This window comes from Pseudomarimonas arenosa, assembly GCF_014841215.1.
In the GTDB taxonomy this organism is placed as follows: Bacteria; Pseudomonadota; Gammaproteobacteria; order Xanthomonadales; family Xanthomonadaceae; genus Pseudomarimonas; species Pseudomarimonas arenosa.
In genome coordinates this window covers 15,137-40,399 of sequence record NZ_JACYTR010000034.1, presented here as the reverse complement: position 1 = coordinate 40,399, position 25,263 = coordinate 15,137, and the positions used below count along the sequence as shown (strand labels likewise).

Annotated in this window: 21 protein-coding genes and 1 tRNA gene; 14 read left to right on the top strand and 8 right to left on the bottom strand. The window is 63.7% G+C overall.

What is annotated here, in order from left to right:
* Positions 1-189 precede the first annotated feature (189 nt).
* The 4 genes from IFO71_RS14295 (at position 190) to IFO71_RS14280 (ending at position 2,708) form a co-directional block, all read left to right on the top strand.
* A complete protein-coding gene (locus IFO71_RS14295) occupies positions 190-531 on the top strand; it encodes an endonuclease domain-containing protein (protein ID WP_192030328.1) in 342 nt (113 codons plus the stop codon).
* 286 nt (positions 532-817) lie between these two features.
* Positions 818-1,159 (top strand): endonuclease domain-containing protein, encoded by a 342-nt coding sequence (locus IFO71_RS14290; RefSeq protein WP_192030327.1) that lies wholly within the window; start codon positions 818-820, stop codon positions 1,157-1,159.
* Positions 1,160-1,810: 651 nt separating this feature from the next.
* A complete protein-coding gene (locus tag IFO71_RS14285; protein WP_192030326.1) occupies positions 1,811-2,524 on the top strand; it encodes an alanyl-tRNA editing protein in 714 nt (237 codons plus the stop codon).
* 107 nt (positions 2,525-2,631) lie between these two features.
* Positions 2,632-2,708, top strand: a tRNA-Arg gene (locus IFO71_RS14280).
* Between the two features lie 361 nt (positions 2,709-3,069).
* Here the strand turns inward: IFO71_RS14280 and rtcA are convergent.
* The 3 genes from rtcA to IFO71_RS14265 all read right to left on the bottom strand — a co-directional run bounded on the left by rtcA (position 3,070) and on the right by IFO71_RS14265 (position 7,716).
* Entirely contained in the window at positions 3,070-4,089 is a 1,020-nt protein-coding gene (gene rtcA / locus IFO71_RS14275; RefSeq protein ID WP_192030325.1) for an RNA 3'-terminal phosphate cyclase, read from the bottom strand.
* A 48-nt stretch (positions 4,090-4,137) separates the two neighbouring features.
* Entirely contained in the window at positions 4,138-5,358 is a 1,221-nt protein-coding gene (locus IFO71_RS14270; RefSeq protein ID WP_192030324.1) for an RtcB family protein, read from the bottom strand.
* A gap of 801 nt (positions 5,359-6,159) precedes the next feature.
* Positions 6,160-7,716 (bottom strand): vWA domain-containing protein, encoded by a 1,557-nt coding sequence (locus tag IFO71_RS14265; protein WP_192030323.1) that lies wholly within the window; start codon positions 7,714-7,716, stop codon positions 6,160-6,162.
* A gap of 168 nt (positions 7,717-7,884) precedes the next feature.
* On the opposite strand from IFO71_RS14265, the gene rtcR reads away from it, so the two are divergent.
* From rtcR to IFO71_RS14250, 3 genes are all read left to right on the top strand, one after another.
* Positions 7,885-9,474 carry an RNA repair transcriptional activator RtcR gene (gene rtcR / locus IFO71_RS14260; protein ID WP_192030322.1) on the top strand — a complete coding sequence of 530 codons (1,590 nt, stop codon included), beginning with the start codon at positions 7,885-7,887 and terminating at the stop codon, positions 9,472-9,474.
* Positions 9,475-9,586: 112 nt separating this feature from the next.
* Positions 9,587-9,841 carry a helix-turn-helix domain-containing protein gene (locus tag IFO71_RS14255; RefSeq protein WP_192030321.1) on the top strand — a complete coding sequence of 85 codons (255 nt, stop codon included), beginning with the start codon at positions 9,587-9,589 and terminating at the stop codon, positions 9,839-9,841.
* A 3-nt stretch (positions 9,842-9,844) separates the two neighbouring features.
* Positions 9,845-11,164 carry a type II toxin-antitoxin system HipA family toxin gene (locus tag IFO71_RS14250; RefSeq protein WP_192030320.1) on the top strand — a complete coding sequence of 440 codons (1,320 nt, stop codon included), beginning with the start codon at positions 9,845-9,847 and terminating at the stop codon, positions 11,162-11,164.
* 280 nt (positions 11,165-11,444) lie between these two features.
* Here IFO71_RS14250 and IFO71_RS14245 read toward each other — a convergent pair whose 3' ends face one another.
* Entirely contained in the window at positions 11,445-12,296 is an 852-nt protein-coding gene (locus IFO71_RS14245) for a protein NO VEIN domain-containing protein (RefSeq protein WP_192030319.1), read from the bottom strand.
* 665 nt (positions 12,297-12,961) lie between these two features.
* Here IFO71_RS14245 and IFO71_RS14240 point away from each other — a divergent pair.
* On the top strand, positions 12,962-13,363 hold the full coding sequence (locus tag IFO71_RS14240; protein WP_192030318.1) for an HU family DNA-binding protein: 402 nt from the start codon (positions 12,962-12,964) through the stop codon (positions 13,361-13,363).
* A 214-nt stretch (positions 13,364-13,577) separates the two neighbouring features.
* Here IFO71_RS14240 and IFO71_RS14235 read toward each other — a convergent pair whose 3' ends face one another.
* Positions 13,578-13,826 (bottom strand): helix-turn-helix domain-containing protein, encoded by a 249-nt coding sequence (locus tag IFO71_RS14235; protein WP_192030317.1) that lies wholly within the window; start codon positions 13,824-13,826, stop codon positions 13,578-13,580.
* On the bottom strand, positions 13,826-14,311 hold the full coding sequence (locus IFO71_RS14230) for a DUF2975 domain-containing protein (RefSeq protein WP_192030316.1): 486 nt from the start codon (positions 14,309-14,311) through the stop codon (positions 13,826-13,828). Before IFO71_RS14230 ends, IFO71_RS14235 begins: the two co-directional genes overlap by 1 nt.
* A gap of 97 nt (positions 14,312-14,408) precedes the next feature.
* Here IFO71_RS14230 and IFO71_RS14225 point away from each other — a divergent pair, with 97 nt between their 5' ends.
* The 6 genes from IFO71_RS14225 to IFO71_RS14200 all read left to right on the top strand — a co-directional run bounded on the left by IFO71_RS14225 (position 14,409) and on the right by IFO71_RS14200 (position 20,536).
* A complete protein-coding gene (locus IFO71_RS14225; protein ID WP_192030315.1) occupies positions 14,409-15,350 on the top strand; it encodes an ABC transporter ATP-binding protein in 942 nt (313 codons plus the stop codon).
* A gap of 10 nt (positions 15,351-15,360) precedes the next feature.
* Entirely contained in the window at positions 15,361-16,119 is a 759-nt protein-coding gene (locus IFO71_RS14220; RefSeq protein WP_192030314.1) for an ABC transporter permease, read from the top strand.
* Positions 16,120-16,500: 381 nt separating this feature from the next.
* The gene (locus IFO71_RS14215; RefSeq protein WP_192030313.1) at positions 16,501-18,129 is read left to right on the top strand and encodes a serine hydrolase; all 1,629 of its coding nucleotides are present in this window, start codon (positions 16,501-16,503) and stop codon (positions 18,127-18,129) included.
* Positions 18,126-19,367, top strand: a complete 1,242-nt coding sequence (locus IFO71_RS14210; RefSeq protein ID WP_192030312.1) for a sensor histidine kinase — start codon at positions 18,126-18,128, stop codon at positions 19,365-19,367. Before IFO71_RS14215 ends, IFO71_RS14210 begins: the two co-directional genes overlap by 4 nt.
* Positions 19,364-20,122 carry a LytR/AlgR family response regulator transcription factor gene (locus IFO71_RS14205; protein WP_192030311.1) on the top strand — a complete coding sequence of 253 codons (759 nt, stop codon included), beginning with the start codon at positions 19,364-19,366 and terminating at the stop codon, positions 20,120-20,122. The genes IFO71_RS14210 and IFO71_RS14205 overlap by 4 nt, the downstream gene beginning before the upstream one ends.
* Positions 20,123-20,164: 42 nt before the next feature.
* Positions 20,165-20,536 (top strand): cupin domain-containing protein, encoded by a 372-nt coding sequence (locus IFO71_RS14200; RefSeq protein WP_192030310.1) that lies wholly within the window; start codon positions 20,165-20,167, stop codon positions 20,534-20,536.
* 85 nt (positions 20,537-20,621) lie between these two features.
* Here the strand turns inward: IFO71_RS14200 and IFO71_RS14195 are convergent, their stop codons facing one another.
* Together IFO71_RS14195 and IFO71_RS14190 are read right to left on the bottom strand one after the other, a co-directional pair.
* Complete coding sequence (locus IFO71_RS14195; RefSeq protein WP_192030309.1) at positions 20,622-24,224, bottom strand: M1 family aminopeptidase; 3,603 nt, start codon at positions 24,222-24,224, stop codon at positions 20,622-20,624.
* Positions 24,217-25,191, bottom strand: a complete 975-nt coding sequence (locus IFO71_RS14190; RefSeq protein WP_192030308.1) for an ABC transporter ATP-binding protein — start codon at positions 25,189-25,191, stop codon at positions 24,217-24,219. The genes IFO71_RS14195 and IFO71_RS14190 overlap by 8 nt, the downstream gene beginning before the upstream one ends.
* Between the last annotated feature and the right edge of the window lie 72 nt (positions 25,192-25,263).

Below are 25,263 nucleotides of genomic sequence, written 5' to 3'. Positions count from 1 at the left end.
CGGGATTACGGGATTACGGGATTACGGGATTACGGGATTACGGGATTACGGGATTACGGGATTACGGGATTACGGGATTACGGGATTACGGGATTACGGGATTACGGGATTCGGGATTCGGAGCAAGGCTAAAGCCCCTCCCCCCTGGCGGGGGAGGGGTTGGGGAGAGGGGGACAGGGAACACAGTGCATGAACCAACAACTCCACCTCGCCAGACACCTACGCCACGCCATGACCCAGGCCGAATCCCTGCTCTGGCGCCACCTCCGCGCACAGCGCTTCGCCGGCGAGAAATTCCGCCGACAACAACCCATCGGCGCCTACATCGTCGACTTCGTCCACTTCGGTGCACGACTGATCATCGAAGCCGATGGCTCACAACACCAGGATTGCGCGCACGACCAAACTCGCGATCGGTGGCTTTGTGCGCAAGGCTATCTACTACTGCGCTTCTGGAACCACGACATCCTGCTGCACACCAACCAGGTGCTGGACGAGATCCATCGGGCGGTGATCGGTCGTGGGCGTTAGTTCGGGCGAACGACTATCCCCCTCCCCCCAACCCCTCCCCCGCGAGGGGGGAGGGGCTCGTTGGGCCACTTCCCGCGTAGTCGCCACAACAGGACCGTCTTGATCCGTTATTAGCGAAGACAACGGTGAACATGGAGGCACGCGTTGCTCCGTCGCGGCGCGGCCAGCACTTGCGACAACATCGAATGCAGCGACAGAAAGGCCCCGACATCGGCACCGGCAGCAGAAAAGCCCCTCCCCCCTGGCGGGGGAGGGGTTGGGGAGAGGGGGACAGGGAACACACCGCATGAACCAACAACTCCACCTCGCCAGACACCTGCGCCACTCCATGACCCAGGCCGAATCCCTGCTCTGGCGCCACCTCCGCGCCCAGCGCTTCGCCGGCGAGAAATTCCGCCGACAACAACCCATCGGCGCCTACATCGTCGACTTCGTCCACTTCGGTGCACGACTGATCATCGAAGCCGACGGCTCACAACACCAGGATTGCGCGCACGACCAAACTCGCGATCGCTGGCTACGCACGCAAGGCTATCTACTACTGCGATTCTGGAACCACGACATCCTGCTGCACACCAACCAGGTGCTGGACGAAATCCATCGGGCGGTGATCGGTCGTGGGCGTTAGTTCGGGCGAACGACTATCCCCCTCTCCCCAACCCCTCCCCCGCGAGGGGGGAGGGGCTCGTTCGGCCACTTCCCGAGCAGTCGCCACAACAGGACCGTCTTGATCCGTTATTAGCGAAGACAACGGTGAACATGGAGGCACGCGTTGCTCCGTCGCGGCGCGGCCAGCACTTGCGACAACATCGAATGCAGCGACAGAAAGGCCCCGACATCGGCACCGGCAGCAGAAAAGCCCCAACATCGGAGCTGGCAGCAGAAAAGCCCCTCCCCCCTGGCGGGGGAGGGGGTGGGGATAGGGGGGCGCGTCAGCGCACAACCAAGATCGGAGCAGCTTTCGTCACCTTGCCCACCTCTCAATAGCGCTTCGTTTCGTCGTCATGGGGTTAACGCGCGGTTTCACCATGCAGCTACGTCGCGGCGCGGCCAGCATGTGCGACAACATCGAATGCAGCGACAGAAAGGCCCCGACATCGGCACCGGCAGCAGAAAAGCCCCAACATCGGAGCTGGCAGCAGAAAAGCCCCTCCCCCCTGGCGGGGGAGGGGTTGGGGAGAGGGGGAGCGTGTCAGCGCATCAGCGCACAACCACGATCGGAGGAACTTTCGTTACCCCAGCCGCGTCGAACACATTCTCCTTGTTGCAAACGTCCGCCATGACCCAAGCCCTGTTCCGCGACGACGCCTATCTGCAACGCTGCCAGTCCCTCGTCACGGCGTGCGGCGACGACTGGTTCAGCACCGAACAGACAGTGTTCTACCCGATGGGCGGTGGTCAGGCCGGCGACCAGGGCGAGGTCAAACTTGCCGATGACTTAACATTGCGCATCATTGACACCCGCAAAGGTGAAGCAGCGAATGAGATCCGCCATCGACTGGCGCCGGATTCGCCACTGCCCGAGGTCGGCGCAACGGTCGAACTGATTCTCGACTGGCCGCGTCGCTACACACTGATGCGTCTGCATACCGCCCTGCATGTGTTGAGCTGCGTGGTGGTGGCGCCGGTCACCGGCGGCAATATCAGCGAACACAGCGGCCGCCTCGATTTCGATATCGACCCCAGCCTGCTCGATGCTGCGCACATTGAAGCCGAAACCAACCGTCTGATCGCCAGCGCGGTGAACACCGAAACGGTGTGGATCAGCGACGAAGAACTCGATGCCCAACCCGAGCTGGTCAAGACCATGAGCGTCGCCCCACCGCGCGGCGCCGGGCGGATCCGCCTGTTAAGGATCCCCGGCATCGACCTGCAACCCTGCGGCGGCACCCATGTGGCCAATATCGGCGAGATCGGCCCGATCAAGGTGCTGAAGATCAGCAATCAGGGTAAACGCAACAAGCGGGTCGAGATCGCGCTGACCCAACCCTGAGTTCGCCCGGACACGCGCTGCTGGCGCCTACCGAGCCACAGCGGTAGACTACCCGGCCTCGCGCGGGCCCGCCCGCCGAGCCGCGGCGGCCCAGCCCGCCCAGACACGCGCCCGTAGCTCAGCCGGATAGAGTAGCGGCTTCCGAAGCCGTTGGTCGGGGGTTCGAATCCCTCCGGGCGCGCCATTGTCTCGAGGCAAAAGGGAGGAGGGCCGGACCGATTTCGACCAGAAGCGGCCAGTCACGCCCAACAGATGGCGTCAGTGCAGGGGCGAAGCCCGTTCTTCAGAATGCTACGGTGCCTTTTGCAACCTTCGGGCCTCCAGACGCTAGTGTCCTGTCGCAGAAATACGTTTCGCAAGGCGCGCGATCTTTTGCAAGATTGAGTCGGCGGTGGCGATCCACTGGAAAGGGGTTGCGTCAGCGTTGTATCGGGTTACGAAGAGCTCAATCTCACCATCCGCGCGCAATCGGCCCATCAGCGTTTCCCGCAACCAAGCCCGGAAAAGTATACGTCATTTATGAATGTTATTTCGGCGACAGGACACTAGCTCTTCACTGTAACCCGCCACGTTCCCGCGTCCTGTTGTTCCCACGTGATCTCCACGGGCAGGAACTTCTCGATCAGCGCCGCGTTGCTGCGCAGGTGGTCACTCGGCGCAGTCGTGGTTAAGCTGCCTCCGCCGGCCAATGCCATCGGCAGAAGCAGTTGGTCGCCGAGGTACTCGTCGATGCAGGCCCCGGAGTCGAGGTAGGTCTGAGCCTCGTTGGCCACACGCGCGGCGACTGTCTCGGCGCTGGTACCGCGCTGGCCGAAGCCGGTGAATGTCGTCGTGTGCGCTGCATGCCGCACGCGCAGTATCAGCGCGTTGCCGGGTCCGCGCGGTGGTCGCACCTGGCGCAGATGCCGCGCGTCTTCGCCGAGGTCGAATCGGGCCTGTAGCACGGCGAGCTCGCGCAGGCCGATGTCCGAAGAGAGCGCCGACAGCAGCGCGGTGCCATCGATGCGCTCAAGCTCGCCGCGCGACTCGAACGCGCAGGCGCGCAGTTCGCGTGCGGGGTGCACCGTCGCGTGCAGCACGCCGCCGCCCGCCGGATAGAAGCCCGGGCTCTCCAACTCGAGGTCGACCTCGATGCCAAAGTCACGCAGCCGCGGCACGAAGCTCTCGGCCAGAAAGTCAGCGCAGGGGGCGAGCGGATTGTGCGTGCCGCCCTGCAGGCGCACACGTGACGTTGCGTCCGCGCTCCACAGCGCGGGCAGCACCGTTTGCAGCACAAGCGTGCAGGACCCAGCACTGCCCGTCGAAAACTCGTAGTCGCCACTGCGAATAGTGCCGGGCTCGAAACGCAACGACGTGGCGCCCAGCTCGGCGCCAATCACGTTTGCACCGCCAACCTTCGCGGCCGCGTTCACGGCAGTCAGGTGCTGGCGCATCAGCCCCGGCTTCGAGCGCTTTGCGCGGATGTCCTGCAGCGTGAAGCCAATACCCGTGCACAGCGAAAGCGACAGCGCGCTGCGCAGCAGCTGACCGCCGCCTTGGGAGCCATCGAGTTCAAGCATTTCCATTTCTATGAAGCTCCAAGTAACAGGCGACGCGGCACTGCCGCGTCGCATTCAGCCTTTGACACACACCACCTGGCGAAGTGTATGCACCACCTCCACCAGGTCACTCTGTGCCGCCATCACCGCATCGATCGACTTGTACGCGGCCGGCGACTCGTCGACTACCTCTGCATCCTTGCGGCATTCAACGTGCGCGGTCGCCTTCACATGATCTTCGAGGCTAATCCGGCGCTTGGCTTCGGTTCGGCTCATGACACGTCCCGCACCGTGACTGCAGGAGTGAAAGCTGTCCGGGTTGCCGAGGCCGCGCACGATGAAACTCTTGGCTCCCATGCTGCCCGGAATGATGCCCAGCTCGCCCTTGCGCGCGCTCACCGCACCTTTGCGGGTCACGAACACGTCCTTGCCGAAGTGATGCTCACGCTGCACGTAGTTGTGGTGGCAGTTCACCGCCTCGGCCGTGGCCTCAAACGGTTTGGTGATCACCTGGCGTGCCGCTTGAACTACATGTTTCATCATGATCTCCCGGTTCGCGCGAGCGAAACGCTGTGCCCACTCGACCGCGAACACATAGTCGGCGTAGTGCTCGCTCCCTTCCGGCAGGTAGGCGAGGTCCTGGTCCGGCAGGTTGATCATCCAGCGGCGCATGTCCTGCTTGGCGAGTTCGATGAAGTGTGTGCCGATCGCGTTGCCCACGCCGCGCGAGCCCGAGTGCAGCATGAACCATACGCGTTGGTCTTCGTCCAGGCAGACCTCGACGAAATGGTTGCCCGTGCCGAGCGTCCCGAGATGGGCGAGGTTGTTGGTCTTCGCGAGCTTCGGGTGGCGGGCCTTGATGTGCTCGAAGTCGCGCTCGAGCTGGGACCAGCCCTCGATGGCAAGCGCCGGCGGATGCTCCCAGGCACCCTTGTCGCGATTACCCGGGGTACGACCGTGCGGCACGGCCTGCTCGATGGCACTGCGCAGCCCAGCGAGGTCGTCAGGCAGGTCGGACGCGACCAGCGTGGTGCGCGCCGCGATCATGCCGCAGCCGATGTCAACGCCGACCGCCGCGGGCACAATGGCGCCGATAGTCGGCACGACCGAACCCACGGTCGCACCCTTGCCAAGGTGCACGTCGGGCATCACCGCCACCCAGCGATGGATGAACGGCAGCTTCGCGATATTGACGAGCTGCTTGCGCGCTTCGTCTTCCAGCGGCACGCCGCGGGTCCACATCTTGATCGGCACCGCGCCGGGCTCGTTGATGACGTCGTAGTTCTGCTGACTCATTGAAAGAATTCCTGTTGAGGCGATGCTCCGCGCAGGAGCCGGCGACCAGGTCGAGGCCGGACGCTTGACTGTAGTCGGGCCGGCATTCGCCAGCTTCTGCGTGCAACACCGCCGAAGCGTTCAGAAAGGGCGGTGACGAAATTGACGGAACGCTCTGCCTTGCGGCAGTGGGACTTGAACCCAACCCCTTGCGGGGGAACCAGTGTAGTTCCGACGGCATTCACCGCTTGAATCAAAAACCTTGAAAACAAAACCGCGCCGGGCACGACGAAAGTGAAGGAACGTATTTTCGCGCTCTGCCATCTGAGCTACCGCCCCACAGACCTGGGCGGACGGGACTCGAACCCGTGACCTCGACCGTCAAAGGGTGTAGTTCCTGTCGGCATTCGTGTCCGACACGGCGAAACGATGGGACTCCTGTTGCCTTGAGTGGATCCGACGCCGTCGCCGACCAGGATGATGGAACATTGTCGACTGCTCTATCCGCTGAGCTACCGTCTCGCGACGGGCGGGATTCGAACCCGCGACCTGAGGATTCTGTAGTTCCATCGGCATTCGGCGGCGACGCCGGGTACCGCATTGCCGTTGCCGCTACGCGACGAGTGGTGCCGGAACATCCTGCTCTACCGCTGAGCTACCGCCCCGTCGATATGGAGCGGACGGGATTCGAACCCGCGACCTGGTCATTAAGAGTGATGTAGTTCCGACGGCATTCGCGTACCGCCAACGTTTTTCGAATTCAAAGTGGGTACTTTCTCCTCAAGCCCGTCCGCCCCATTGCGGACGGGCAACCTCTGTTTCCTACAACTCGATGGACCGAATCTTGTCGACCCAGCGCGGCGTGTTGGCGCCCTGCGCCGCGAACACCGCGAGCAGGTCGAACACCGCGTCGCTGAAACCGCCGACGTGGATCACATCCTCACGCTCGGCCGCCTGACTCGTTGCCACCGGCTGCAGGTCGATGCAAACCAGCTTCGCCTGCGGGCAGCGCGCCTTGATCTGCGCCCACTGACGCATCGTCTCGGTCGCACCGGCCCGGCGGGTGTCGGCCCAACTCTCGTTGTCGGACACAATCACCAGCAGGTCGACGTTGGCGCCCTCGCGATTCAACCGCGCCAGCGGAGAACTGATCGAGGTGCCACCGCCGCACAACGACGCCAACTGCTTTGCCTGCGTCATCACGCTGTCGCGCGGGTTCAGCTGCAGTGCGCGCACGTCGGTGTCGAACGGCATCACGCGGGCACCGGGGTTGGTACGCTGCACGCACGCGGCCACCAGTGCCGCCACGTCCACGCACCGCACCGCGGTCGTCGCACCCCGACGATGGCCGGTCACCGGCGAGCCCATCGAGCCCGACACGTCGACCGCCACCACCACCCGGCCGTCCAGCTTCGGCACCTGGCGGGTGGCGATTTCCATCGCGTCCTGCAGGGCCTCGCGGATCGCCGACGGCACATCGCCGCCGCCCGATGCCGTGTACGCCATCATCAACTGATACGGAAATGCGCGTGCCTTGGCGATCTTCACCGGGTCACGCAGCGTCGCCGACAGTGCCTTCACCGTCGCGCCGTCCGCAAACACCTCGTTGCGGGCAAAGGTGTTGAGGTTCTGGCGCAGCGTCTGCCAGGAGGCGTTGCGGGCCAGTACACACCACTGCTTTGCCGACAGGCGCAGCGAGGTGTAGTACTGGAACGGCAGGTCCGGCAGTTCGCCGACCGGCGCGCGCTTGAACGCCTCGTACGCTTGCAGCTTGGCCGGCAGCGCCTCCGTTTCGAACGGCTTACCCACGACCCAGGCATACAGCGCCTGACGCGCGGCGTCCGCCGGCTTCGGGTGAACCATGCGGATCACGTCGGCCAGCGACGGCTGGTTGCCGATCGCGGCCTGCACGATCGCATCGACCGACGCGCGCTCGAGCCACTGGCGGACCAGTCGCTTGGGCAGCGAGCCCAGCGACTTGCGGCCCACCACGCCGCTGCGGACGATCTGCACGAAGTTGCGCAGCATGCGGCCGTTGTCGACCACACGCGGGAACGTCTTGGCCAACAGCTCACCGTCGCGGGTACTCAATGTCGCCAGCAACAGCGCCGGCATGTCCTTCATATGCGCGACCTTGCGGGCGTAGACCGCGGTGCGGGCGACGAACTCGGGGTCGCACTGCGCGGCCAGCGCCAACGCCTTGTCGAGCTGCTCGCCGGCCGAAGCGTAGTAGGTACCGTTGAGGCAACCCGTCGCCGCGTACAGGGCAAGCACCGCTTCCGGGCTGCGAGCGTAGGCGAGACCGCCCGCCTCGTTGGTGGCAGTGGCGTTCGGCACGAAGGCGCCGCGGAGCGATGCAAAAAGTTGGGCGTTGGCCATGGGGGCATTCCTCGTTGAGCTGGGGACGAACCCACTAGAGCAATGGCCGTGCCAACTGTCCTGCCATCAACCTATCTCATTGATTTACATATCGACAGCGCCTATGGGTGGCGACAAGTTGTGCGCATAAATGTATATTCCTAGCGCGCTCTTTATCGACATGAATATATGGCTCGCCGCCAAGTGATCCTCGGCATGTTCGGCACCCAGCTCGATTCGGGCACCGGCCCGAGACGTTGGGAGAAATGGCGCCCGACCGTCTCGCTCGGCATGCACGAGCACTGGCAGGTCGATCGCATCGAGCTGCTCGTCGACGAGGCCAGATTCGGCAAACACGCTGACGTGGCCGTAGCCGACCTCGCTCACGTGTCGCCCGAAACGCAGGTGCTGCGCCACGACCTCGCGCTGGCCGACCCCTGGGATTTCGAGGGCGTCTACGGCGCGCTGCATGACTTCCTGCGCGACTACGATTTCCAGCCGGAGGAGGAGGACTACTACGTCCACATCACCACTGGCACGCACGTCTCGCAGATCTGCTGGTTCGCCCTGACCGAGAGCCGGCACTTCCCGGGCAAGTTGCTGCAGACTTCGCCGCCGCGCACGCAGGCTGGTGGCAGCCCGGGCAGCTTCACCATCATCGACCTTGATCTGTCGCGCTACGACCTCATTGCGCAGCGCTTCGCCCAGCGCAAGCTGGCCGACCACGAACTGCTCAAGAGCGGCATCGCCACCCGTAACGCCGAGTTCAACCGGATGATCGAGCAGATCGAAACGGTGGCCACGCGTTCGCGTGCACCCATGCTTCTGATGGGGCCGACCGGCGCCGGCAAGAGCCAGCTCGCGCGCCGCGTGTTCGAGCTCAAGTCGACGCGGCACCAGTTGCCGGGCCGCTTCGTCGAGGTCAACTGCGCCACGCTGCGCGGCGATGGAGCGATGAGCACGTTGTTCGGCCACATCAAGGGCGCGTATACCGGCGCGGTCGGCGAACGTGCGGGGCTGCTGCGCTCGGCACACCAGGGTCTGCTGTTTCTCGACGAGATCGGCGAGCTGGGCCTCGACGAGCAGGCCATGCTTTTGCGCGCACTGGAGGAGAAGCGCTTTCTGCCGGTGGGCAGCGACAAGGAGGTCGAGAGCGATTTTCAACTCATCGCTGGCACCAACCGCGACCTCGACCTCGCCGTGGCCGCCGGCCGGTTCCGAGACGACCTGCTCGCGCGTCTGAACCTGTGGACGTACCGGCTGCCCGGCCTGGCCGAGCGGCGCGAAGACATTGAACCCAACCTCGACTTTGAGCTTGAACGCTGGTCGCGCGAACAGCATCAGCGTGTGGCGTTCAACCGCGAGGCGCGTGCGCGGTACTTGGCATTCGCAGCCGGCCCCGAGGCGCGCTGGGCCGGCAACTTCCGCGACCTCGGCGCTTCCGTGCAGCGGCTGGCCACGCTCGCCGAGGCAGGCCGCATCAACGTCGCTCAGGTGGATGAAGAGATCGCGCGCCTGCGTCGGCAGTGGCAAGGCGGTGTCGCGCCCAGCCGCCTCGAGACCTTGCTGGGCGAGCGTTATGCCGAGCTTGATCGCTTCGACCGCGTGCAATTGGAGGACGTGGTGGCATTGTGCGCTCGCTGCAAATCGATGTCCCAGGCCGGGCGCGAGCTATTCGCCGTGTCGCGGCAACAACGCGCCAGCACCAACGACGCCGACCGCCTGCGCAAGTATCTCGCGCGGTTCGGTCTGGACTGGGAGACGGTGCGCGCGGCCTGACGCAAACCTTCGGCGCACAGCAGGTCCACACTGTCGACCCTCGTACCCTACAGGGTGCATTTACAAAATATACCTTACAGGGTATATTGTGTGAAAATACCCTGGAGGGGATATGGATCGGAGCGCTGTCATCGCATCTCCCGCGCAGCTGGCCACCGTGCTGCGCGATCGCCGGGATACATGCAAGCTCACTCAGAAACAGGTCGCCGCCCTGGTCGGTCTGCTGCCCAAGACGATATCGGCGATGGAGTCCGACCCCGGGCGCAGCAGTGTGACCAGCCTGTTCAAGCTGCTGTCCGCACTGGATATCGAGCTGGTGTTGCAGCCAAAACCGAAGACGTCGGCCACCAGCAAGACCGAGTGGTAGGTCATGGCCAGACCGCGTAAACGAAAGGTTCTCGGCGTCTGGATGAATGGGTTGCGGGTGGGCAGGTGGAGCTTGGAGCCCACCGGCGAGCACGTATTCGCCTACGCCGCTGACTGGCTTGCCCGACCCGAAGCCCGGCCGCTATCACTGTCGATGCCGATGCGCAGCAACGCGCCGTATCGAAGCGCGGTGGTCGAGAGTTGGTTTGACAACCTGCTGCCGGACAGTCGGGCTATCCGCCAGCGGATCCAGAGCCGATTCCGAGCGGCGTCGTTGCAGGCGTTCGACCTGCTGGAGGAAATCGGCCGCGACTGCGTCGGAGCAGTCCAGCTATTGCCCGAAGACCGCGAGCCCGAAGACATGCGGCAGATTCGCGGCGAGCCGCTAAGCGAGTCTGCTATCGCCGCGCTATTGAGGACAACCACGGTGGCGGGCGCTGAAGATGAGTCGTCCGACTTTCGCATTTCCCTGGCCGGCGCCCAGGAAAAGACCGCCCTGCTCTGGCATCGCGGCGGCTGGCAGCGGCCACTGGGTGCCACGCCCTCCACCCACATTTTCAAGCTGCCAATGGGCCGGGTTGGAAACTTCCAAGGCGACCTGAGCACCTCGGTCGAAAACGAATGGCTCTGCAGCCAGCTGGTTGCGGCGCTGGGCTTACCCATTGCCAAGACCGAGATTGGCAAGTTCGAAGACCAGAAGGCCCTGATCGTCGAGCGCTTTGACCGTCGCCCGTCTGCCGACGGCAGCTACTGGCTGCGTCTGCCGCAGGAAGACCTATGCCAAGCGCTCGACGTGCCCCCCGCGCTGAAGTACGAAGCTGACGGCGGACCCGGCCCGGTGCGGATCATGGACCTGCTGCTGGGCTCACAACAGGCAGCGGAGGATCGGGCTTTGTTCCTGAAGTCGCTGTTCGTGTTCTGGCTGCTCTGTGCCACCGACGGACACGCTAAGAATTACAGCATTGCGATCGAGCCCGAAGGCCGCTTTCGCCTCACACCCCTCTACGATGTGATCTCGGTCTGGCCGCTGATCGGCCACGGCAAGAATCAGCTGGCGGTCGAGAGGGCGAAAATGGCGATGGCGGCGGTTTCGAAGAACCGGCATTACCACTGGATCAAGATCCAGACCCGCCACTGGCAATCCACCGCCGCTGCCTGCGGCTTCGCACCTGAAGCCATGAAGCGTCTGATCGACCAAGTGCTGGCCGAGGTCGAACCGGCAATCGACAAGGTCACCACCGGCTTGCCGGCCGACTTTCCTGAACATGTAGCTGCCGCGATCTTTCGGGGGCTACGCCAAGCGGTGCGTAAACTTGGCGGCTAGCCGAAGACGTCGGAAGCCCTCACTCACGCGACATTTTATCCGACTTAATTTCCGGATAGAAGAAGAAAAAGCTAACTAAGACAGTCATTTATGCGAAACTCGAGTGGGACACAATTGAAGACACTCAAGCCCATCTTTCAGGTAGTGAAAGCCGCGCAGCAGAGAAGCGAAGTCGGCCGCGGATTCTTGTGCTAAGTCGTAGTCCTTCAAGTGCAATCCTGCGAGTGCTGCCCATCACCGAATTCGCAATGCCATTTTTGTTCGGCGCATTCGCACCGCGCTATTCACACAGACGGGCGAGATAGGACACCGCGTTCAACCTGCAGTGGGTCGTGATCGCACCGGGTAGATTGAACAGCCTGGGCTTGTCGCGAAAGTTGAATACTCGATAGAGCTGATACTGGGCGGCATCGGCTTCGGAACGAAGCAGCTCATTGTGACTGACAAAGAATGGGGTGAGCTCACCGAATGCTGTGGTCTTGACTTCGATCAGTCGTTCACGCCCATCCTCCTCAAACGATAAGACATCGAACCCCAGGCCATCACCTCGCGTAGCGGCCACATGCTCGACCCGCTCGCTCAAACTCTTCCTGCCTGCCGCATGTAAGCGCTGAGCCTCCACCTCAAGCACGAACAGTTCGCCGGCTCGGCCGAGCGATTGATTGCGCGCTTCCCGAGCCAGGTAGTCGCGCTGTGCCATTGACGGTCGCGCGTTGTACCTTGCCTGTGGCTCGTGAACGCGCGCCGATTTGGGGGGTGACATCCACACAGCGCCGATGTCTGCAACGGCAACTTCGACAGCGGGTCGTTCAACGGCGGATTGGACGGCGTCCTGCACGCCGTGGTTGGTGGCGAGCTGCGCCTCGACGATATCTCCAAGTAGCGCCTGGTAATTGCTGCGTGGCTTGTAGCCCGCAATATAGGGATAACCAAACTCGATCATCACCGCGCTAATGTTGCAGTGCTTGAACTCCAATGATGCGCGACTTCGCCCGCGCAACTTTTGCAGCAAGGCCTTGGCGTGTTCGGTCTTGCTGTAGCGCTGACCATTGAGCTCGTAGCTCAGCATACGCAGGTAGTCGGCGACGCAGGCCTCCACTTCGATCCGAGACCAGTTGCTTCCTGTCGCCATGCGCCCCTCATTTGCCGCCCCATTGTTCGCCAGGTTATCGCACCCACCTTCCGAGTGAGCCAGAGTCGCCTGACTGGGCTTCAAGCGCTCGAGCGATCCCACGTTAGCAAGGGCAGCGGCCGACGCAGCCGCGGCAAGCTGACAGCGTAGCTTCGCCAGGTCTACGAATCGCCAAATTTCCTCACCTAGGGTGAGGATTCTGGCCGATTGATAAGCCCGCAGCTTGCCCTTGGTTTGCGAATCGTCCTCACTCTGAGTGAAGAAAGGCTCCGAGCTAACCCGGATCTTTCGGCGCGACCTCATGAAATATCCGGGCTAAACCTGCTGCTGCGCCATACCGATCTGCCCATGGAGATGACGCGGTTGCGGCCGAAACCTGTCACGGCCAGCGCTCACAACAATAAGCTTCGAGGGGTGCGGCGCTGACCGCTGCGGGCGGTGGGAGGCGCGATCAGCGTGTGCTTGTGGGACTGCTTGCGCCTCGGCGTGCGGTGCTTGCACTGATCAGACCAGCTGCTCGGCTATCGCATTCCACGCCGTCGTCGCCCTGGGGGTCGCCGAAAGTACTTATTTTTTGGGGCCAAAGTGCATTTTCCTCTTGACTGCGCAATCAGGAGGGCTAAATTCACCGGGTGCAACACGCACGCCCCGAATGGAGTAGCAGAATGGCTGCAAAGAAATCGAGCAAGAAGGTAGCCGCCAAGCCGGCCGCCAAGCCGGCCGCGAAAGCGGCAGCAAAACCGAAAGCCGCGAAGGCGATCACCGAGCCGTTGAACAAGTCCGGTCTGGTGAGCTATCTGGTGGAAGCCAGTGGCGTCGCTTCGAAGGACGTCAAGGCGGTGATGGGCGCCCTCGAACAGGCGGTTTCCTCATCGATCAGCAAGAAGGGCGCGGGTGCCTTCGTGCTGCCGGGTCTGTTGAAGATCACGTCGGTCAAGGTCGCGGCCAAGCCGAAGCGCAAGGGTATTGATCCGTTCACCAAGCAGGAGCGCGTGTTTGCCGCCAAGCCGGCGACCACCAAGGTGAAGATTCGCCCGCTGAAGAAGTTGAAAGAAGCAGCGCTGTAACCCAGCGTTCAAGCAGACGCCAGGGCGCTGCCCTGGCGATCTGCCTGAAGTCGAGCACGATCGACGCTACGCAGGTCAAACGCTACTCGCGTCCTACCACCCACGGGCTAGAGAAAGACGCCTCGGCCTCAGGTGGCAGCAGCAGGCTCGACATCCATCCGCGCCGCGGCGCGCAAGGCCAAGTCAATCCAACCCAGTCCTGCGCCGGCTCTGCTCAGAGCTCCGAGCGGGCGTCGTCGCTCTCGTTGAGATCTTCGGGGTCGAGCTGGTAGTCGAGCAGATCACCCGGAACACACTGCAGCACAGCACAGAGTTTCGCCAAGGTACGAAAGCGGATGCCTTTGACCTTGCCGCTGCGAAACAGCGACAGCTGGGTCTCGCTGATGCCCACTTCGGCCGCCAGTTCGCGCGCTTTCATGCCGCGCCGAGTCAGCATCTGGTCGAGCGTGACCTGGATCGGCATCAGACGATCTCGTCCAGTTCGGCCTGCACAACGCGCGCCTGATCGACCAGCCGGGCCAGCAGGATCAGGGCCGCGCCGACCACACCGAGCACGATGCCGGACAAGTCAAAGTACAGGTAACTGCCGCGGGCGCCGCTGATCCAGCGCGCCAGATTGATCACCACCAACACATTGAGCAGGGCGCCGATCAGTACGCCCGTGCCCATGCGTCGCATCGCGCGCGACACGGTCAGATGAAACATCCGACCCTCGGCGAGGTCGGCCAAGGCTCGCTGTACGGCCCACAGTCCCCACAGATAGGCCATCGCCGGCAAGGCGGCGACCAGCATCAGCAGCCAGCGATGCTGGTCGGACGCGGGCGGGGGGCCCAGCCAGGGCGCCCCAGCCAGGCCCAATGCAAACAGCAGCGCCAGCCCGAGCAAGACCAGCCAGGTAGCGAACCGCAACAGGCGGCAGTGCAAACGGAAGTGATCGATCGTAGTCACCAGCTGAATCCCAGGTCTGAGCCAGGAAAGTTTAACCTTGACTTAAATTTTCTGCTCGGGGTAACTTTATCTCTGACTTAAAGTTGGAGAAGGCGCGATGTCGCTCGCTATCGAAACCGAGCATCTGGTCCGTCGCTTCGGCGCCCACACCGTAGTCGATCAGGTCTCGCTGCGGGTGCCGAGCCGCAGTGTGTATGGCTTTCTCGGTCGCAATGGCGCCGGCAAGACCACCACGTTCAAGCTGCTGCTCGGTTTGCTCAGGCCCGATGCTGGACAGGTGCGCATCGGCGGCATCGATGTGGTGCGGCAGCGCATCGCCGCCCTGCGCCAGGTCGGCGCATTGCTGGAGGCACAGGGCTTCTACCCCCACCTGAAGGGGCGCGAGCAACTCGACCTGCAGCGCCGGCTGCTCGGTCTGCCGGCGAGCGAAGTGGATCGCGTGCTGGAATTGACCGAGATGCAGGCGCATGGTGGGCGCACCATTGGCGACTACTCGTTGGGCATGCGCCAGCGTCTGGGTCTGGCGCGCGCCCTGCTCGGCGCGCCCAGTGTGTTGATCCTGGATGAGCCGACCAATGGCCTTGACCCCGAGGGCATGGCCGATATGCGTGGCTTCCTGCGCAGTCTGCCCGAGCGCAGCGGCGCCACGGTGCTGCTGTCCAGCCATCTGCTCGGCGAGATCGAACAGATCGCCAGTCATATCGGCATGTTATGTGAGGGCCGTCTAGTGCTGCAGGGTCGGCTCGAGGATCTGCAGGCCGAACAGGATGGCGCCGTACTGTTCGGGACCGATGCCGCGGCGGCCGCGATCGATCTGGCGCGAGGCCTGGGTATCCCTGCTGATCCCTGCGACGGCGGCATGCTGGCGCGGTTTGCGCTGGATCAGCCGATCGAAGCCGCCTCTGCCGCACTGAACCATCAGTTGTGTACAGCGGGCATCGCGGTGCATACGGTGGCGCCACAGCGACGCAGCCTGGAGGCCGTGTACCGCCGCGCCAGTCAGGCGCTGTCGTCGACGTCCAACATCGCTCTGGCCTGAGGACCGCATCATGCACCTATCGTCAAACCCAGCGGTCGGCTTTGCCACCGTATTGCATGTGGAACTGTTCAAGCTGCGTCGCTCATTGGCGTTGTTGTTGGCCTTGATCGCACCCAGCCTGATTGCGTTGTTTGTGTTCTTCAATCTGCTGCGGATGGAAAAGCCCATGGCCTGGTCGATGTCCTTGCAGTCGTCGGCAGCCATCTGGGCCTTCTTCATGTTGCCGATGAGCGTCACCGCCCTGACCGCCCTGGTAGCGCAGATGGAGCACTCGGCACGCAGCTGGGATGGATTGCACTCGCTGCCTTTGCCGCGCTGGCAGCTCTACGCCGCCAAGCTGATCTGTGTGTTAGGGCTGGTGCTGGCGATGTCCTTGTGCCTGGCCATCCTGACACCGCTGGCGGTGGCCCTGGCCAGCCAGTTCAATCCGGCCGCCGCCGCCAGTGGGGCGCTGGAGATGGCGCCTTACCTGGGGCTACTCGGGCGCATCTTCCTCGCCGCGTGGTTGGTGATAGCGGTACAGCTGTGGATGGCCTTGCGCTTCAGCAGCTTTGTACCGGCACTGGCCCTGGGGATCGGCGGTACCTTCTTCGCCGTGGTCGCCACCTCGGCCAAGGTCGGCGCCCTGATGCCCTGGCAGATTCCGGTCAACCAGCTGGCCGCCGATCCCGCCCGCGCCGACTTCAGCCTGGCCCTGGGCTTTCTGGGCGGCTGCCTGATCCTGGCGATGATGCTGCGGCAACTGGCTCGACGCGAGTGGCTGGGTTGAGCCTTTTCGCCCGCGTTGCAACGCGGCACTGCCTCTGGGTGCCAAGCGAAGACACGGCCACTGCGTGAATTCATCAGCACCACGCCCTTGATACGAGCGAGGATCAGCAACCGGGCGAGTAGTAGCACAGCCAGCAGGACGAGCCGCTCGCCCAACACCTGTAGTTTCATTGTTGTGCTGCCCCCAAAGGCGGCGACACTGGCAAAGAGTCGCCAGGGCTCCGGTGCCAAAGCCTGGCCGCGCGCAGCGTTGCATTGGCCGGGCTTTTCATCGTCCAGATTGGGCGACTCATCGGCAGCCAGCCCGATTTCATCGCAAACTCCAGCGCTGTCCTGTGCGCCGATCCAGACTGCGGCACACTAGTCAACCAAGGAGGCACCCATGACCCGCCATCGACTGGCATTTATTCTGGCCGCCATCGGACTGGCCAACGGCGCATCCGCCTTTGATGACGCCAGCCTGCAGCAGGCCCTCAATCAACGTCTGGCCGGCGATCGCAGTGGCGCCTGTATGGCGGCCGCAGTCATCGAACAGGGGCAGGTCTCGCGGGCCTTGAGCTGTGCCGATCCGGCTCAGCTCGATCGCATCGGCTTCGAGCATAGCTTTGAGATTGGCTCGGTGAGCAAGACCATGAACGCGGCCCTGCTGGCGATGCTGGTGGCTGAGGGCAAGCTCGATCTTGATGATCCCCTGACCAAGCATCTGCCGAAGGGCAGCAAGGCGCCGGAATTCGACGGCCAGCCGATTCGCCTGCGGCATTTATTGACCCACACCTCGGGATTGCCTTCGATTGCGCCGAGCTGGCAGTTGAGCAATCCGGCCAATCCGTATTCCACGCTGAAGCAAAAGGATCTGTTCAGCGCGCTCGGCAAGATTGAGCTGGCGACGGCGCCGGGCAGCAAGTTCGAATACTCCAATTTTGGCGCCATGTTGCTGTCCTGGGTGGTGTCCAAGACCGCCGACCAGGACTACCAGACCTTGATCCAGCAGCGATTGTTCGAGCCGCTGACCATGCAGCAGGCCTACATCAAGAAGCCGGGCAAGAGCGTTCCGGTTGTCCAGGGTCACACCCCCAATCGACAGCCGACGCCGGCCTGGACTTTCCCTGCCGATACCGCGGGGGTCGGCGGCGTGCGCGCTTCCCTTAACGACATGATTCGCTATCTGCAGGCGCACCTGCAGCCCGCCGAGGATGCATTGGGTCAGGCGCTGGCGCGCACTCACGAGACCCTGGATGAGAACCCCGGCAAGGGCATTGCCTGGGCCTGGATGGTGGCGCCGCTGAATGATCGGGAATACCTGGTCCACGAGGGTGGCACGGGCGGTTTCTCCGCCTTTGTCGCCTTCAGTCGCGATGGTGAGCGCGGCGCGGTGGTGCTGTCGGATACGGCGCTCACCTCGATCGGTGGGCTGAGTTCGGTGGGCCTGCACTTGCTTGACCCGAGCGTGCCGATGGGCAAGCCGCGGCTGGAAACCCAGCCTGACGCTGAACTGCTGGATGCGTTGGTCGGTTCATATCGTCTCGCTGGCGGGCTCAACATGGAATTGCGCCGCAAGGGTGACGCCTTGGAGATTCAGGCCACCGGCCAGCCGGCCTTTGCCATGGGCTATGACAGCGCCGGTGACTTCTATCCGCTGGCTTTCGACGCGTTGCTGAGACCGGCCAAGCGCAGCGATGGCAGCGTCGGCTTCAGCTGGCTGCAGGGCGGTGGGGTGATGGCTGCCAAGCGCATCGAGCAGGTCGCTACGCCGCCTGACCTGTCGCTTGGCGATTATGCGGGACGCTATCCCCTGATGCCCGGGTTTGAGCTGAGGGTCTTTGCCGACGGCGAGCAACTGAAGGCGCAGGCCACCGGTCAGGGTGCCTTCGTCATTGACTACGCCGACAGCGACCGCTTTGTGGCCGATGCCTACGGCATCGAGATCGTCTTCGAACGCGACACCGCCGGCGCGGTGACTGCCCTGAAGTTGCATCAGGGTGGCCAGACCATGAGCGGCAAGCGTCGATGAGCGAGGCGGCCGCCCGGCCATTGCACGCGCCGCTGCCGGCCGAGGCGGTGGTCGGCGGTCTGTCGGCCTGGTTTTCCTATCAGCGCTATCCGATCTTCGGCATCCGCTGGCTGCTTGGCAGGCTGCTGTATGTGGGCGCCGTCGTGTTGGCCCTGTCATTGCTGAGCTGGCTGGGCAACTGGGCGGCCACCGGTGATCTTGCCCTCAGTGCCGGCGCCGGTGCCCTGCTGTTCGGCAGTTTCATGCTGATGTTCTTCGCCGGCCCGGCGCTGGCCTGCTGGGTGCGCCACCGTCGCTGGGAGCAGCCGATGGAACGCTATGCCGTGGTAGCCGCGGTGTTGCTCGGCATGGTCTGCAGCTATTTCGTCGATGCCTGGGCGTCGGCGCAGTTGGAGCCGCTGATCGAACAGCGCATGCAGCAGCGCGGCATGTTGAGTGAACAGCAGGTGATCCAGGCCAGGCAGCTCGAGAAGAGCCCGCTGGGTGTGCTGCTGCATCTGGTCACCCTGGGCATCATCTATCTGCTGATGGGGGGCGGTCTGGCCTTGCGTGGCTACTTTAGCGAGCAGCGCCGGCTCGACAGCGTGCGCCAGCAGGCTGACCTGCGCGCGCTGCAGCAGAAGGCACAGCACGATGCGTTGAAGTTGGGTGTGTTGCAGGCGCAGGTTGAGCCACACTTTCTGTTCAACACCCTGGCGTCGATACGCTCGCTGCTGCGTCAGGATCCAGCCCGTGCCGAGGCCACCCTGGATGCCCTGGTCGACCATCTGCGCGCCACCATGCCACGTCTGCGCGGCGGCAGCGAAGCGCTCAGTTCAACGCTGTCGCAACAGGTGGAAATCTGTCGCAGCTATCTCGAACTGATGCGCCTGCGTCTGGATGGCCGGCTGGACTATGCTGTTGACCTGCCGGCAGCACTCGCTGAACATCCGTTTCCACCCTTGTTGCTGATCACCCTGGTCGAAAACGCAGTCAAGCATGGCATTGAGCCCAAGCGTGGTGCCGGCCACATTGCCATTCGGGCCGATGGCGATGAGCAACAGCAGCGCTTGAGTGTGCGAGTGGAGGATGACGGGGTCGGCCTGCAGACCGGCGCCGGCAGCGGGGTCGGCCTGGCCAATATTCGTGCCCAACTGAGCACTGCCTTTGCCGGTCAGGCCGAGCTGAAACTGCAGCCCCGCGCCGACGGCGGCGTGGTGGCGGAAATTCACCTGCCCTTGGAGCGTGGTGTTCGATGAACCCGGTGCGTGTGCTGATCGCCGAAGACGAAGCGCCGCAGCGGCGCGAACTGCTGCGCATGCTGCAGGCACTGTGGCCCGAGCTCGACATCGTCGCCGAATGCGAAGATGGGCTATCGGCGCTGGAAGCGCTGGCAACGACATCGCCACAGCTTGCCGTGCTGGATATTCGCATGCCCGGGGTGAGTGGCATCGAGGTGGCCAAGGCGGCAATTGAGGCCGGCTGCCTGGTTCTGTTCACCACCGCCTACGACGAGTACGCAGTGCGCGCCTTCGAAGCCGGCGCCATCGACTACATACTCAAGCCGGTGCGCGAAGATCGTCTGGAGAAGGCCCTGCAACGAGCGCGTGAGCGCCTGAATCAGCCGGTAGCCGAGGCTCTGCCGGCCCTGCTCACGGCCCTGCAACAGCTGCCCAGCGAACGTGAGCAGCCGCTGCAATGGATCACCGCCAGCCTCGGTGACAGCGTGCGTTTTATCGGCATTGAGGAAGTGCTGTGCTTTCAGGCCCAGGACAAGCTCACCCGTGTGCTGACCCGCGAGGGCGAGGCCTTTATCCGCACGCCACTGAAGGAGCTGCTGCGCGGCCTCGATCCGCAGCAGTTCTGGCAGATCCACCGCAGCGCCATTGTCCGTGCCGCCGCAATCGACAAGGTGCAGAAGGACGAACTTGGGCGGTATGAGCTCAGTTTGAAGCAGCATGCAGAACGGTTGCCGGTCAGCCAGGCCTTTGCCCAGCGATTGCGCGGCATGTAGCTGCCGGCAAATCCCCTCACCTCTCAAGACCGCAGGCCCGCCATGCACGCCCTCAAGCCCGCCGACCTCGCCGCCAAACTCGATGAGCTGTGGTCGCCGCGAGTCATCGCCGAGTTGGATGACTACTACGTCAAGGTGGCCAAACTGCATGGCGAGTTCGGCTGGCATGCCCATGCCGAGGAGGATGAGCTGTTCCAGGTGCTGGAAGGCGAGCTATGTCTGCGCTTTCGCGATGGCCAGGTCACCCTGCAGGCAGGGGAATTGTATGTGGTGGAGAAGGGGCGCGAGCACAATCCGCTGGCACAGCAGCCCTGCACGGTGATGCTGGTGGAGCGCAAGTCGACGGCGCACACCGGCGAGCAGCACAGCGAGCTGACCCGCGGGCTGGCCGAGCAGTTGCGCCCGATCGAATAGCGGAATCGGAACGGCCAAGATCGCCGGGTCGGGTGGTATCGTTGTAGCCGATGTGTCCCCGGCCAATTGCGGTTCCACGTCCGGATCAATGACGTACCGGTTCAACCTGCAGCCAATTGTCCTCAAGGTCAAGCTCCAAGCGGGTTCGATCAGGGTCTATCACTACGAATCGCGGACGCTGATCACTGAACATTCGAATTCGCTGGAGACCCCGGCGAACCTCGACGCCGCGCTGTGCAAGTGGCGTTGCCGCGCCGGCTCTCGGATCCGATTCCAACAGCACCAGCGGAATCGTTGCTTCGGCCGCTGCGCGTTCAGGCGCGACGGCGCCATCGACGAGGCGCTCGGCGCTGAGCTCGATTTCGGCCACATAGCGGCCATCCAACTGGCGACTGAGCTGGGCGTGGTGCAGGGCCAATCGATACTCGCTGACCGTGCCCAGCCAACGCTGAATGCTGGTTGCCTCGGCCGCGCTGGCCTCGCGGCTGAGTTCGGCCACAAGGTCGTCGGCGGTTGCGCTCATATTCTCGCGGTGACGCTGCATGAAGCGGTGTAACGCTATGTTCAGTCGCTCCTCGCCGAGTAGCGCACGCAGCCCCAGCAGCACGACCGGTCCCTTGCCGTAGGTCAGATAGGCTTGATCAGCCGCGATAAGCGGCGGCTCGGGTTCGCTTCGGTGAGCTCGGCCGGCGAAGTAGCGACGGCGGTTGTAGTCGCCAAGCCACGTCTGCGCGCGCCTGCCCTGCAGCTCGCCAATCAGCACTGCCTCTACATACTTGGCCAAGGACTCGTTGAGAAACTGGTGGCCCGGCGCGATTTTCGGCATCAGCTTCTCACCCCACCACTGATGCGCGACTTCATGAATGGTATTGCGCAGCACATTGCTCACCAGCGCAGCGCTGTCGACGTTCTCTTCAAACAGTCGCTCATTGAGCGCGATTACGCCGGCTGAGGCGCGGCCGCCAAAGCCGTGATATCGCGGCACCTGCACCAGGCGCAGCTGTCGGTACGGATAGTCGCCAAACCAGCGTCGGCAGTACTCCAGCGTGGTGCGTACCGCGCGCAGCATGGTCTCGACATTGCGCTGCTGATCGGGATGCACGTAGAACTCGATCGGAATCCCCTCGTGCTCATAGCTCAGCTTCGCGTAGCGGGCCGAGAAGTAGCCCACCAGCGGATAGATCGGCTCCACCGAGCGGTAGTGGAAAAAGCGCCGGCCCTCACGCTGCCATTGGCCGATCAGCTCTCCGGCGCTGACTGCGATCTGATCGCCTGCGGTAGACAGGATGGCTTCGAACTGCCGCTTCTCGGCAATCAATCGGGCGTCGCCACTGCCGTGTGCGAGGTCCTCTTCCAGCGCGGCTCGCGGCGGCAGGCCGCGCTGTTCGCGTTGCGTGGGGTCCTGGATCTCCAGGGCTTCGACGTAGCCCAGCGCAGGTTCGATCTTGCCTTGATGAAAATAGCTGCCATTGGTCACCAGGGCCGGATCGATAGCGAACCGATCTGAACGATGCGCAAGCGAATAGCGCAGCGTGCTGGTCTCACCCGGTGCCAGCGGTCGGCGAAGATGGAACCTGTAGCTATGCCACTGCAGGCCGGAGGACTGATCGATCAGGTCGGCACCCTCCAGCTTGAGCGAGGTGAGTGGCCACCGCGACGAGATCAGTACCGTCTCAAGTGGCACCTGGTTGCGGTTGTGCAGGGTATTCTCCGCCTCGACCTCCAATCGCTGTTGCTCGGGGTGGATGGCGAGCTGGGTCAGGCTGCGGCTGATCTGCGCTACCGGCTTCCGGCGAAACGTGCTGTGCAGTCGCTCGTAGCGCGCGCGGTCGTCGAGCAGCGCCTGATCGCCAAGATAGTCATGCCGAGTCGGTAGTTGGTTGTGCAGATGCCAGGCGCTGGCCGCGCACAGCACCAGACAGAGCGTGAGCAGGCGACGCGCCGAGCGCCCACGCAGCGCTGCGGACCAGCGCCAGGCGCCGCGCGGCCAGAGCAGCACGCTGAGCAGCGCCAGACAGACCCCCACCACGCCCCAGTGCAGAGCCAGCGCCGCAAAGCGTTCACCGAGCAGGCCGTAGCCCGCCAGCTCCGAGTACTGCCGCAGCAGGCGCGGGAACTGGTTGAGCTGCAGTGCGGGATACTCGGCGAGCTGGCCGGGCAGGCAGACCGCGCTCAGCAGCAGATAGCCGGCGCCGACGATCAGCGCGGTATACGGGTTGGCCCAGCGGCTGCGCTGCCACAGTGCCTGCACCAGCAGCAAGGCCACCGCCTGCAGCGCCAGCGGCAGTCCGAAATACCAGAACACCGAGGCATACTGCGACCACTCAAAGCGGGTGTAGCCGACGCTGGCCTGATAGCCTGCGGCGGTGGCGACCAGCAGCACGATCATCAGCATCGGCAGGCTGCAAAGCGCGATCATCCGTGCGCCGTAGATGGCATGGCTGGCAACATCGCAAGCATCGATCAGCGAGTCCATCCGATGCCGCTGGTCTGCCCACATCAGCTGCACGCTGCAGAGCAGCAGCATCGCGGCACCGAAGCCGGCCAGATTCTCGGCGCAGTACGAAATCAGCAGCGCGGTGCTCGGATAACGGCCCGCGCTCAGCCCAGCGGAGAAGGTGCCGATGGTCATCAGCACGCCGACCACCACCTGCAGCCACCACAGCGCCAGCAGCAGGCGCACACTCCATCCGCCATACAGCGTTGCCAGTTCTCGTTTCAGGACCGCCCACAGCCGCGGCCACTGTGCTCGGCACAGCGTCGCCCAGCGCCAAGCGGCGGCTGTGCTGTCCGCTGTCACTGATTGTTCCTTCGACACGACCGGAGAGTCGCCCGATCTGCCTGAGTGCGATCGTCCGCGGCTGGCCGGGCAGAGCGCCGGTTCGTGGGCCAGCCTGCGCAGGCCGATCCAGCTGAGCAGTGCAGCCACCGCCAGCCAGATCAGCCGATTACCCAGCAACAGGGCGTCCGGCCACGGTAGTGGCGCCTGCTTTTCTGCTGGGCTTAGAAACTGTGTCTGAGCGAAGAAGGCAACCAGGCCGAACGGATCCAACAGTGCCATCCAGGCCAGGGAGTCTGCGGACCGCATGATCGAAGGGCCAAACAATGGGGCGCCGCTGGCGATCAGCAGGCCCGATGCAATCGAGAACAGCAGCAGCGCCGCGGAAAAACTGATGCCGGTGCGACGCCAACGCAGGGTGACATACAGCAGCAGCGAGCCACTGATCAGACAATTTGGAATGACAAACAGCAGCCAAGCGCCGAGTGCAGGTGCCAGCTGCAGCGGCAGCAGCGCGTCGCGGTCGGCGCGCGGCAGGGCGAAACCCAGCGTTAGCGCCAGGCCGATCAGGCTAAGCACGGCCAGTACGGCGATCTGCACCGTAAGCCAGCGGCTTGCGCCTCGCGCCAAGGGTGCGCGTGCGCCGATCAGCTCGCTGAAACCGTGGGTCTCGTCGCGCAGCAGATCCTGGGTGCCAAAAATCAGCGCTGCAAAGCAGGCCAAGGATGAGCACAGCGCCAGGAAGTAGGTCTGGCGATACGGTGCGTTAAGGGCGAGCATGGACAGACCCTCGCCGATGTCCTGCACGCTCAGGGTGATGCCGTAGGCGATGCTGGCCAGGGCCAGCATGAGGAAGCTCGGCTGACGCAGTCGCAGTCGCAGATCGAAGCTCAGCAGTCGGCTAAACATGACAGATGTCCCGCGACCGCGCTTCGCTTGGCGTGGCCTCTGCGCTGCTGGCCGGCATTTGGCTGAGCGCGTGGAAGTAGCCGTCCTCAAGATCAGGCGCTGCAGGGTGGAACGCCATGCTGGGTTGATCCGGGCAGAACACCCGCAGCTGGCGCTGGCCGCCGAGCATTCGGAACGACAGCAGTACGCTGTCTTCAGGGGCGCTGGCTGCTTCGCCGGCTGCCAGCGCACGCGCCCAGAGCCGGCCCCGCAGTGGCTCAATCAGCTCGGCGGGTGTGCCGTCAAACAGCAACTGGCCGCGCTGCAGTACGCCCAGCCGCGGACACAGATGGCGCACATCCTCCACGATATGGGTCGACAGGATCACCACCCGCTGCTCGGCCAAACCACACAGCAGCTGATGGAAGCTGTTGCGTTCCTGCGGATCGAGTCCGGCGGTGGGCTCGTCGACGATCAACAGCTGCGGCGAGCCCAGCAGCGCCTGGGCGATGCCAAAGCGCTGCCGCATGCCGCCGGAAAACTCCGACACCGCGCGCCTGCGATCGGCGTAGAGATGCGTGCGATGCAGCAGCAGATCGATCTGTTCGCGGCGCTGGGTTCGATCGAGTACCCCTTTCAGAATGGCCAGATACTGCAACAGCTCAAGCGCCGACGCTCCGGGATAAACGCCAAAGCTCTGCGGCAGATAGCCGATCTGGTTGCGCAGCCGCTGCGGCTGCCGTTGCAGGTCGATGCCGTCGAACCGCATGCTGCCGCTGTCGATCTGCTGCAGGGTGGCCAGGCTGCGCATCAGGCTCGACTTGCCGGCGCCGTTGGGTCCGAGCAGGCCGTATATGCCATTGCCCAAGCTGAGGCTCAGCCCTTGCAGGGCCTTGCTGCCACTCCCGTAGGTCTTGCAGACCTGGTGCAGGCTAAGTCGAACGTCGGCCGAATGGGATTCGGTCGATCCGCCAATCAAATGGTGCATAGCTGCAGGAGTCCTTGCCTAGCCAACGGAATCGCCCTTATACGGCGCTGCGCAGCGGAATTTCGGCCCGGC

What these genes read in the sequence shown, in the direction of transcription:
- rtcR (WP_192030322.1), top strand. Translation starts at nt 7,885, where the DNA reads ATGGCTCGCCGCCAAGTGATCCTCGGCATGTTCGGCACCCAGCTCGAT.
- IFO71_RS14190 (WP_192030308.1), bottom strand. Translation starts at nt 25,191, where the DNA reads ATGCACCATTTGATTGGCGGATCGACCGAATCCCATTCGGCCGACGTT.
- IFO71_RS14250 (WP_192030320.1), top strand. Translation starts at nt 9,845, where the DNA reads ATGGCCAGACCGCGTAAACGAAAGGTTCTCGGCGTCTGGATGAATGGG.
- IFO71_RS14215 (WP_192030313.1), top strand. Translation starts at nt 16,501, where the DNA reads ATGACCCGCCATCGACTGGCATTTATTCTGGCCGCCATCGGACTGGCC.
- IFO71_RS14205 (WP_192030311.1), top strand. Translation starts at nt 19,364, where the DNA reads ATGAACCCGGTGCGTGTGCTGATCGCCGAAGACGAAGCGCCGCAGCGG.
- IFO71_RS14245 (WP_192030319.1), bottom strand. Translation starts at nt 12,296, where the DNA reads ATGGCGACAGGAAGCAACTGGTCTCGGATCGAAGTGGAGGCCTGCGTC.
- IFO71_RS14285 (WP_192030326.1), top strand. Translation starts at nt 1,811, where the DNA reads ATGACCCAAGCCCTGTTCCGCGACGACGCCTATCTGCAACGCTGCCAG.
- IFO71_RS14195 (WP_192030309.1), bottom strand. Translation starts at nt 24,224, where the DNA reads ATGTTTAGCCGACTGCTGAGCTTCGATCTGCGACTGCGACTGCGTCAG.
- IFO71_RS14270 (WP_192030324.1), bottom strand. Translation starts at nt 5,358, where the DNA reads ATGAGTCAGCAGAACTACGACGTCATCAACGAGCCCGGCGCGGTGCCG.
- IFO71_RS14240 (WP_192030318.1), top strand. Translation starts at nt 12,962, where the DNA reads ATGGCTGCAAAGAAATCGAGCAAGAAGGTAGCCGCCAAGCCGGCCGCC.
- IFO71_RS14295 (WP_192030328.1), top strand. Translation starts at nt 190, where the DNA reads ATGAACCAACAACTCCACCTCGCCAGACACCTACGCCACGCCATGACC.
- IFO71_RS14210 (WP_192030312.1), top strand. Translation starts at nt 18,126, where the DNA reads ATGAGCGAGGCGGCCGCCCGGCCATTGCACGCGCCGCTGCCGGCCGAG.
- IFO71_RS14255 (WP_192030321.1), top strand. Translation starts at nt 9,587, where the DNA reads ATGGATCGGAGCGCTGTCATCGCATCTCCCGCGCAGCTGGCCACCGTG.
- IFO71_RS14220 (WP_192030314.1), top strand. Translation starts at nt 15,361, where the DNA reads ATGCACCTATCGTCAAACCCAGCGGTCGGCTTTGCCACCGTATTGCAT.
- IFO71_RS14290 (WP_192030327.1), top strand. Translation starts at nt 818, where the DNA reads ATGAACCAACAACTCCACCTCGCCAGACACCTGCGCCACTCCATGACC.
- rtcA (WP_192030325.1), bottom strand. Translation starts at nt 4,089, where the DNA reads ATGGAAATGCTTGAACTCGATGGCTCCCAAGGCGGCGGTCAGCTGCTG.
- IFO71_RS14265 (WP_192030323.1), bottom strand. Translation starts at nt 7,716, where the DNA reads ATGGCCAACGCCCAACTTTTTGCATCGCTCCGCGGCGCCTTCGTGCCG.
- IFO71_RS14200 (WP_192030310.1), top strand. Translation starts at nt 20,165, where the DNA reads ATGCACGCCCTCAAGCCCGCCGACCTCGCCGCCAAACTCGATGAGCTG.
- IFO71_RS14225 (WP_192030315.1), top strand. Translation starts at nt 14,409, where the DNA reads ATGTCGCTCGCTATCGAAACCGAGCATCTGGTCCGTCGCTTCGGCGCC.
- IFO71_RS14235 (WP_192030317.1), bottom strand. Translation starts at nt 13,826, where the DNA reads ATGCCGATCCAGGTCACGCTCGACCAGATGCTGACTCGGCGCGGCATG.